The following is a 7,536-nucleotide window of genomic DNA, read 5'->3' as shown; positions in this document are numbered from 1 at the left end:
GTATGAGTAAAATGTTTGTGGGAGGAAGCTAAACCCTCTTCCATCTGTTTCAAGGGGAGGTTTCCTTGAAAAGAAGGGGGGTGAGCAAAATAGATGCAAAAAGGACTCTCTTCCTGTATGGTGATAAGTGCGACCAAATCACACAGGAGGTCAGAGAGTCCTATGCAACAGTTTATCACAGATGGGCAAACATTAAAAGAGATAGAAATGGAATTGTTTTTGATGTTGCAAAAAACGTATGGGGAAATGTTTCAACAGGTATTGGAATGGCTGGATGAAGAGATCGCCAAGCAACGAGATAAAAAACGCTATTACCTAAAAGATAAACGAACGGTACGCATCCAGACGCTCTTTGGGGAGGTGGAGATCCGACGCAATTACTATTTGGATCGAGAAAAAGGCGTGTATACGTGTTTGTTAGATCATTTTCTCGGCTTCGATGGAGCGAAGGGGATGAGTCCGTTATTGGAGGAAACCGCCATTGAATTAGCCGTTATCGGTCCTTCTTATCGCCAAGCAGCCGAAGCGTTAGAGAAGATGGTAGGCTATGCGGTGATGAGCCATGAAACGATTCGGCAGATGGTATTACAGGCGACAGTGGATAGGCATCGTCCGATGGAAATGAAGCGACAGGTGTTGTTCGTGGAGGCGGACGGACTATATGTGAAACGGCAGCGAAGTCGCCGAAGAGGGAAGGAAGAAAAAATTTTGGTGGTGCACCAAGGATGGAAAGCAAACGGGAAACGGGTATCCTTGGTTGGGAAACGGCACTATGTACACGAAACAAAAGAGCCGGTGTGGGAAGGATTAGAACGATTCTTGAACGAGGAATACGGCTATGACCCAACGAGGGATTGGGTGGTGATCAATGGCGATGGAGCTGCGTGGATTACGGCTTGTCGGGAATATTTCGGGAAGCGAGCGTTTTTCCAGCTAGATCGGTTCCACGTAGCGCGAGAGATTCGCGAATGCTTAAAAGATCACCCACGGTACCGGACGATTCGGAAAAAGCTAGCCTTGTTTGATGAAAACGGGTTATTAACTGAACTGCATAGTGCGGTAGGCACCCTAGGGGATGAGAAGAAAGAAAAGCAATTGGAGGGATTGATTCAACGGATCGAATCGATGCCAGGATGTTTGAGTGATTACCGTCAATGGCTGCGGGAGAAAGGCATAGATACGACAGGAATGCGCCCGATGGGAAGTGCAGAGGGAACGATGCACGTCTTTGCGAAGCGAGTAAAAAATGGACGGAGTTGGTGTGAAGAAGGCATTCGAGCGTTTTTAAACGTGATGGTAGCCGTGAAAGACGGGTTAACGATTCAGACATGGAAAGGAGAGGTGCTTTCGCAAGAGGAGGAAAGAGAAAGGGAACGAGAAACGATCGTGAAAAAGGCGATCAAGCATGTAGGAACCAAGGTAGCGGAGTTGGTGCGAGGGAATATCCGTTATTTCCATCATTCGTCAGGAACGCCTATTTATCAAGCGTTAAAAGCATTGAAAGGGTTTTAAAAAAGCGAAAAAGGCACAGGCAAGCAGGATGAGAGGATTAGAAAACGCTTACATAAATCGAATTATTTAACCAAATATATCCATTGAATTAAAATATCAAAAAAATCTCCCACAAACTCTTGACTCAATCCAACGGATATAGACTATTGACTGAATTTTCGAATGTATGTATAATGATGTTGTATAGCTTTTCCATGTGTTGATATATCAACACTTTTTGGGGTTTGTATCGTACCTATGAGGAATTGAAACGCCAACAATCGCTCATTGAACTCAATGTCTTTGAGAAATGTTTGTATCGTACCTATGAGGAATTGAAACACGAAGATCGCAAAAGCACTCGGTTGTGATGTTGCTGAGTTTGTATCGTACCTATGAGGAATTGAAACAAAGACCGTCATCACAACCATATTCATCGCAAGAGCCGTGTTTGTATCGTACCTATGAGGAATTGAAACAAATGTTGATATATCAATAATTACGGAAGCAAGAAAAGTTTGTATCGTACCTATGAGGAATTGAAACACCGGACTATCCAGACAAACGCTTACCAGGCTGATAAAAGGTTTGTATCGTACCTATGAGGAATTGAAACCTGAATGGAATATGAGACCTGTCACAAGTAAAAACTTCGTTTGTATCGTACCTATGAGGAATTGAAACTAGGTGTGAGTAGTGATTTGTTGAGTGTGCTGTTATTTTTGTTTGTATCGTACCTATGAGGAATTGAAACAATGAGAAGTCGTCGGCTGTGCTACCACTGTTATGTGTTTGTATCGTACCTATGAGGAATTGAAACTACACTCCTTTAATATGATTATTTAACTATTTATATTAGTTTGTATCGTACCTATGAGGAATTGAAACTAATGTCTGTTATATGTGCGATTGCTGACAGCAACATTTGTTTGTATCGTACCTATGAGGAATTGAAACAAGCGAACATCGATTGGACTGATGAAGAGGTAATTCTCAGTTTGTATCGTACCTATGAGGAATTGAAACACTTCTTTCACTTGTACGGCTTCAAGTTGCGAATTATGTTTGTATCGTACCTATGAGGAATTGAAACTGTAAGCTCTTAAATGTAAATGTATCCGATTATTCCGCAGTTTGTATCGTACCTATGAGGAATTGAAACATTGTAAAATCTGTTTTAATACTGGCGCGCCTCCGTTGTGTTTGTATCGTACCTATGAGGAATTGAAACCCATCTTTCTGCAACATAAAGACTGTATCCGCTTTAATCCCCGTTTGTATCGTACCTATGAGGAATTGAAACAAAGGAGCATTTGACCGCATGCGTGTAGATTTATACGTAGTTTGTATCGTACCTATGAGGAATTGAAACTTGGATTACCATCCCTGTTTCATTTGAAATGGTATAGTTTGTATCGTACCTATGAGAATGGAAACGAGAATCAAAATATTATCGCATAAGTGGAAGATATTTTGTAAGCTTGCTTTCGCGCTCGTAATCGAAGTATGTAAAGAAGGGTAGAATTAAAGATTGTTTCACAGGTGATAAAACAATGTGGTTTTCCCTTATATATTGCATAAGAAAGAATGTCTTTGATGGTATGTTTTTGATGGTAGGAAGTTGATGCAAAGATGAAAGTTTAATTTGCTTCAAACGTGGTACGATAATACCATAGGGTAATTATACAACGAAAGCCTCTTCTGCATGGTGTAGCTGAAGAGGCTTTTGCTCTCATCGTTTGAAATCAAAATCGTTTCGAACGTTGATTCCTAGACGCTCCTTAATTGCAAATTGTAACAACTGTGAAAAATTGATTCCTTCAGCTTCTGCGGCATCGTTTAACCATTTTGGAATCGTTAATGTTTTCTTAACAGCTTTATTTGCCATCTCCTCGCGAATGTAGTCAGTTCTTGCCTCGATGACAGAAACGAATGCGCCTTTTGGCAATTCAATATTTTTCGGATTGGAAGGGGAAGGAATGGATTCATTATCTTCTTCCATCCCATATAAATAACCTTCCAAAGCGTCCTTTGCCATGCGAAATGCTTCTTCTAACGTTTCGCCTTCTGTGATGCATCCTGGAAGGTCAGGGAAAGTGACGGTATATCCTTCGCTTTCATCAGTGCCAGGGTCGAAAATCGCTGGAAAATAATATTTAGCCAAGAAAAACAACCTCCTTTCGCAGGGGCTATTTCAGTCCAGCCTGCTTTAGTATTGAGTTCAAGGTTCCGGGTTTTAAATCTTTGCGCGGATGGGGAACGGTGATCGTTCCTTTTTTTGTTGGATGTTTGAAGTGGTGATGGCTATCGACTATTCTATGTAAGTACCATCCGTCTTTTTTGAGCAGTTTAATCAGTTCTTTTGACGAAATGTTTATTCCCCCCTCTCCACATTTTTATTATAATACGTATAATTAACACGTGTAAATAGGTTTTTTATTTAAAGATGGGAGGGTTCGTCCTCAGCAGCAATACAGAGATCCAAAGTGGTATATACATTCCGCCGCTTGTATATAAAAATAAACATCTTTTGGTGATGAACCAAATAAAAGTAAAAAATTATTGAAAAATATAAAAATTATGAGAAAATATAGATATTAGATAGCCGTTTCATGGGAGGTGTAACATTGATCGAGTCAATAGCGGAAATCGGAAAGTGGGCGCTAGAAAAAAAGCAGAAAACGGTTGTAGATCAGTTGATTGAGGATCATGGCTATCCATATGCGATGAATATTTTACTAAAAGAAGAGGATGGGACATTTGTTTTTGTTGGTATAGAAGTTGAAGAGGCTCATATCGATTTCAAAAAATATTTATTTAGAAATGGATCGCCACGAGGAACGAACTATTCCCCAACTGCAAGAATTACAACAGTCGATAATACGTTTCATCAGAAAGTACTAGGGTGGTTGAAGAAAGTTAAAGACGACGAAGACCACTACTTCCATTCTATTTATGAATTGCTTGTGAGTAAACATGAGGAAGTTGTTTCTCAGCTTCAAGAAAAAATCGATCAATTGAAAGATAGAGCGATTTTGTCACTCAAAATTAACAACAAATTTTTATACGATCTTCCGTTATTTGTAGATAAATTTCTATTTATGGTGAATGAAAAAGATCTAGAGCTATACACTGAGGAGAAAGTATGTTCTGTGTGCGGAGAGAAAAAAGATGTTGTCATCGGAAAAATGTCGGTGTTCCGCTTTTATACGCTTGATAAACCAGGATTTATCACAGGAGGATTTCATGAAAGTTTAGCGTGGAGAAATTTCCCAGTATGTTTGAACTGCAAGTCGTTTATTGAAGAAGGGAGAAAAATCATCGAGGAAAAGTTGCGATTTCAGTTTTATGGGCTATCTTATTTACTTATTCCAAAATTTATCCTTCCTTCTCAAACTAATAGTGAAGATTACGAAGACATACTGTATCTTCTTTTTTCGCAGTCAAAAGATATACGGCTTCAAGATAGAAAAATCCAATCATTTATGACAACAGAGGAAGATATATTAGCGGTGCTTGCGGATGCAAAAAACACGATTTCCCTTCAACTGTTATTTTTACAAAAAATTCAAAGTGCAGAGCGTATCTTGTTGCTTATTGAGGATGTTCTACCTTCAAGATTACGGGAAATTTTTCAAGCGAAAGCACATGTAGAGAAAGTACTTTCTTTTACAGATCGCCAATTTCATTTTGGAATGGTTCGGACGTTTTTTAATAGTGATGCAGAACGATATTTTCTGACTATTGTTGATCGAGTGTTTAAGAAGGAACCCATTCATATCACATTTTTGTTGTCGTTTATTATGAAAGAAATTCGTCGTGATTTTTATGAAATAGAATCAAATGCAAACTTTTTCTATAAGGTGAGACAAGCTATATCTGTTATTCTTTTTCTTGAACAGTGTGGGGTGCTGAAAATGAGAGGGGGAAGCGTAGTGCCGGGAAAATTTGACGTGCTATTTGAAACGTTTGGGCAGCAGTTAGATACAAATGAGAAGAAAGCTATTTTCTTATTAGGTGCGCTGACGCAAATGTTACTAGAAATACAGTGGAAAGAGAGAGGCAGCCAGCCATTTGTGAAGCAGCTGATGGGGTTAAAAATGGATGAGCGGACAGTAAAAGGGTTGCTTCCAAAAGTGATCAATAAACTAAAAGAGTATGACGCATATCAAAGAAGCCATCACTTGTTGGCAGAGGACATTTCATCATTATTTATGATGGCACAAAAAAACTGGAAGCTGTCCGTGGACGAGTTGAATTTTTATTTTGTTTGCGGAATGAATCTTGTTTCGAAAGTAAAAGAGTGTTTATTTGAACAGAAAGGGGAACAAGAAAATGTTGAACAATCGATCTGAATTGCTTTTTTTATATGATGTCATGTGGGCAAATCCAAACGGTGACCCTGTAGACGAAAATAAGCCGCGAATTGATGAGGAAACGGGAAAAAATATCGTAACGGATGTGCGATTGAAGCGCACAATACGCGATTATTTACATGACTATGTAGGAAAAGAAATCTTTGTTCGCGAAATTGCTGATGAAAACGAATACATTCAGGACGCAAAAATGCGTGCGGAAGATTTTTTGATTAAAGACGGCGAAAAACAAAATAAATCAAAGTTATCCTTAGTCGAAATGAAAACGCTCATTAACGAACAAGTGTTAAATGAGTGTATTGATGTGCGACTTTTTGGGGTAACTTTACCGATTGAAAAAAGTAGTAAGGAAGCGAGCTCTATTACACATACAGGACCGGTGCAATTTAAAATGGGACAATCGTTGCATGCCGTCAAGTTACACTATGTAAAAGGGACCGGCGCTTTTGCTTCGGGAAGCAAAAAATCAACGAAAACGTTTCGTGAAGAATATGTATTACCGTATTCACTTATTTCCTTTTACGGTGTCATTAATGAAGTAGCTGCTAAACATACGAAGTTAACTGAAGAAGATGTACAGTTCATGCTTGAAGCGATGTGGAACGGAACAAAAAGTCTTATCTCTCGTTCAAAAGTGGGACAAGTTCCACGTTTATTGATGAGAGTGGTATATAAAGAGAAACATTTCCAAATTGGGGAACTGGATAAGTATGTATCGATTCATGCAGAAAAAGTGGATGAGGAAATTCGTGATGTAAGTGACTATGTACTCGATGTGGCGAATTTGCTTCAAGTGTTAGAAAAACATAAGGAGCGCATTGAACGAATTGAGTTAGCCCAAGACGGTCGTCTTATTTGTAGTGAAAATTTAGTAAGCTCTTTAGAAAGTAAAGGTTTCATTGTTGAACAAAAAATGTTTTAAGGGTGAAGCTACATGAATATACTTATTTTTGATCTTTACGCTGATTTTGGACATTTTCGGAAAATATATTCAACCTCTTCACCCTTAACATATGCCATCATCCCACCTACCGCTTTTTACGGGATGATTGGTGCCATTGTTGGATTAGAAAAGGAGGAAAATGCGTACCTCAAATATGTGAATCATCATACGGTAAAATTTGCTGTGCAGCTACTTCATCCTGTCAAGAAAATGAGGATGGGATTAAACCATATTAATACAAAAGGAAATGTGTGGATTCCAAAACAGCGGAGAGAAGGGGCGCGAACTCAAATCAGAACAGAGTTTTTACGTTTTCCGAAATATCGATGTTATGTGCATATTAAGGATGACATACTGTTTGATAAACTGATTGATTATGTAACGTGTGGGAAAAATGTATATACAGTGAGTATGGGCTTAAGTGAATGTTTGGCCAACATTGAATTTGTTTCTATCGGGGAGTTTTATCAAAAAAAAGATGGACAAGTAGTTGAGGTTGTGACAGCTGTTCCGGAACGAAAATTAAAAAAACTAGAAATTGAACTTGGAAAAGAGTATTTAAAAGAAAGAATGCCGATATGTATAGATCATGAACGAATTGTCAACCTATATGATGAGGTAATATTTGAAGCAACAGGACGACCTTTGACTGTTTCTGTGGATAGCTATTGGACAAATAATCAAGGGACGCAAATTGTTTTTCTTCATTAGGGCGCGTATGTCACT

6 protein-coding genes and 1 CRISPR repeat array are annotated in these 7,536 nt (G+C 38.8%); of the genes, 4 read left to right on the top strand and 2 right to left on the bottom strand.

Going from position 1 to position 7,536, the window contains the following annotated elements; genetic code table 11:
• Positions 1–162: 162 nt before the first annotated feature.
• Positions 163–1,512, top strand: a complete 1,350-nt coding sequence (locus ASC42_RS06400) for an ISLre2 family transposase (protein ID WP_055440728.1) — start codon at positions 163–165, stop codon at positions 1,510–1,512.
• A 222-nt stretch (positions 1,513–1,734) separates the two neighbouring features.
• Positions 1,735–2,863: a CRISPR direct-repeat array (repeat unit 30 nt; unit sequence GTTTGTATCGTACCTATGAGGAATTGAAAC).
• Between the two features lie 360 nt (positions 2,864–3,223).
• Here ASC42_RS06400 and ASC42_RS06395 read toward each other — a convergent pair.
• Together ASC42_RS06395 and ASC42_RS13675 are read right to left on the bottom strand one after the other, a co-directional pair.
• On the bottom strand, positions 3,224–3,655 hold the full coding sequence (locus ASC42_RS06395; protein WP_055441049.1) for a type II toxin-antitoxin system HicB family antitoxin: 432 nt from the start codon (positions 3,653–3,655) through the stop codon (positions 3,224–3,226).
• Positions 3,656–3,680: 25 nt separating this feature from the next.
• Positions 3,681–3,863, bottom strand: coding sequence for a type II toxin-antitoxin system HicA family toxin (locus ASC42_RS13675; protein ID WP_072242687.1), 183 nt, complete (start codon positions 3,861–3,863; stop codon positions 3,681–3,683).
• Between the two features lie 255 nt (positions 3,864–4,118).
• Between ASC42_RS13675 and ASC42_RS06390 the strand changes: the two genes are divergently transcribed.
• Genes ASC42_RS06390 through cas5b form a run of 3 tightly spaced genes read left to right on the top strand, consistent with a single transcriptional unit; the run spans position 4,119 to position 7,521 of the window.
• Positions 4,119–5,846 carry a TIGR02556 family CRISPR-associated protein gene (locus ASC42_RS06390; protein WP_055441048.1) on the top strand — a complete coding sequence of 576 codons (1,728 nt, stop codon included), beginning with the start codon at positions 4,119–4,121 and terminating at the stop codon, positions 5,844–5,846.
• Complete coding sequence (gene cas7b / locus ASC42_RS06385; protein WP_055441047.1) at positions 5,827–6,789, top strand: type I-B CRISPR-associated protein Cas7/Csh2; 963 nt, start codon at positions 5,827–5,829, stop codon at positions 6,787–6,789. The genes ASC42_RS06390 and cas7b overlap by 20 nt, the downstream gene beginning before the upstream one ends.
• A gap of 12 nt (positions 6,790–6,801) precedes the next feature.
• A complete protein-coding gene (gene cas5b, locus ASC42_RS06380) occupies positions 6,802–7,521 on the top strand; it encodes a type I-B CRISPR-associated protein Cas5b (RefSeq protein ID WP_055441046.1) in 720 nt (239 codons plus the stop codon).
• Positions 7,522–7,536 lie beyond the last annotated feature (15 nt).

The sequence above is a fragment of the Anoxybacillus suryakundensis genome (assembly GCF_001418025.1).
In the GTDB taxonomy this organism is placed as follows: Bacteria; Bacillota; Bacilli; order Bacillales; family Anoxybacillaceae; genus Anoxybacillus; species Anoxybacillus tengchongensis.
This window is presented reverse-complemented; position numbering and strand designations above follow the sequence as displayed.

What these genes read in the sequence shown, in the direction of transcription:
- ASC42_RS06400 (WP_055440728.1), top strand. Translation starts at nt 163, where the DNA reads ATGCAACAGTTTATCACAGATGGGCAAACATTAAAAGAGATAGAAATG.
- cas7b (WP_055441047.1), top strand. Translation starts at nt 5,827, where the DNA reads ATGTTGAACAATCGATCTGAATTGCTTTTTTTATATGATGTCATGTGG.
- cas5b (WP_055441046.1), top strand. Translation starts at nt 6,802, where the DNA reads ATGAATATACTTATTTTTGATCTTTACGCTGATTTTGGACATTTTCGG.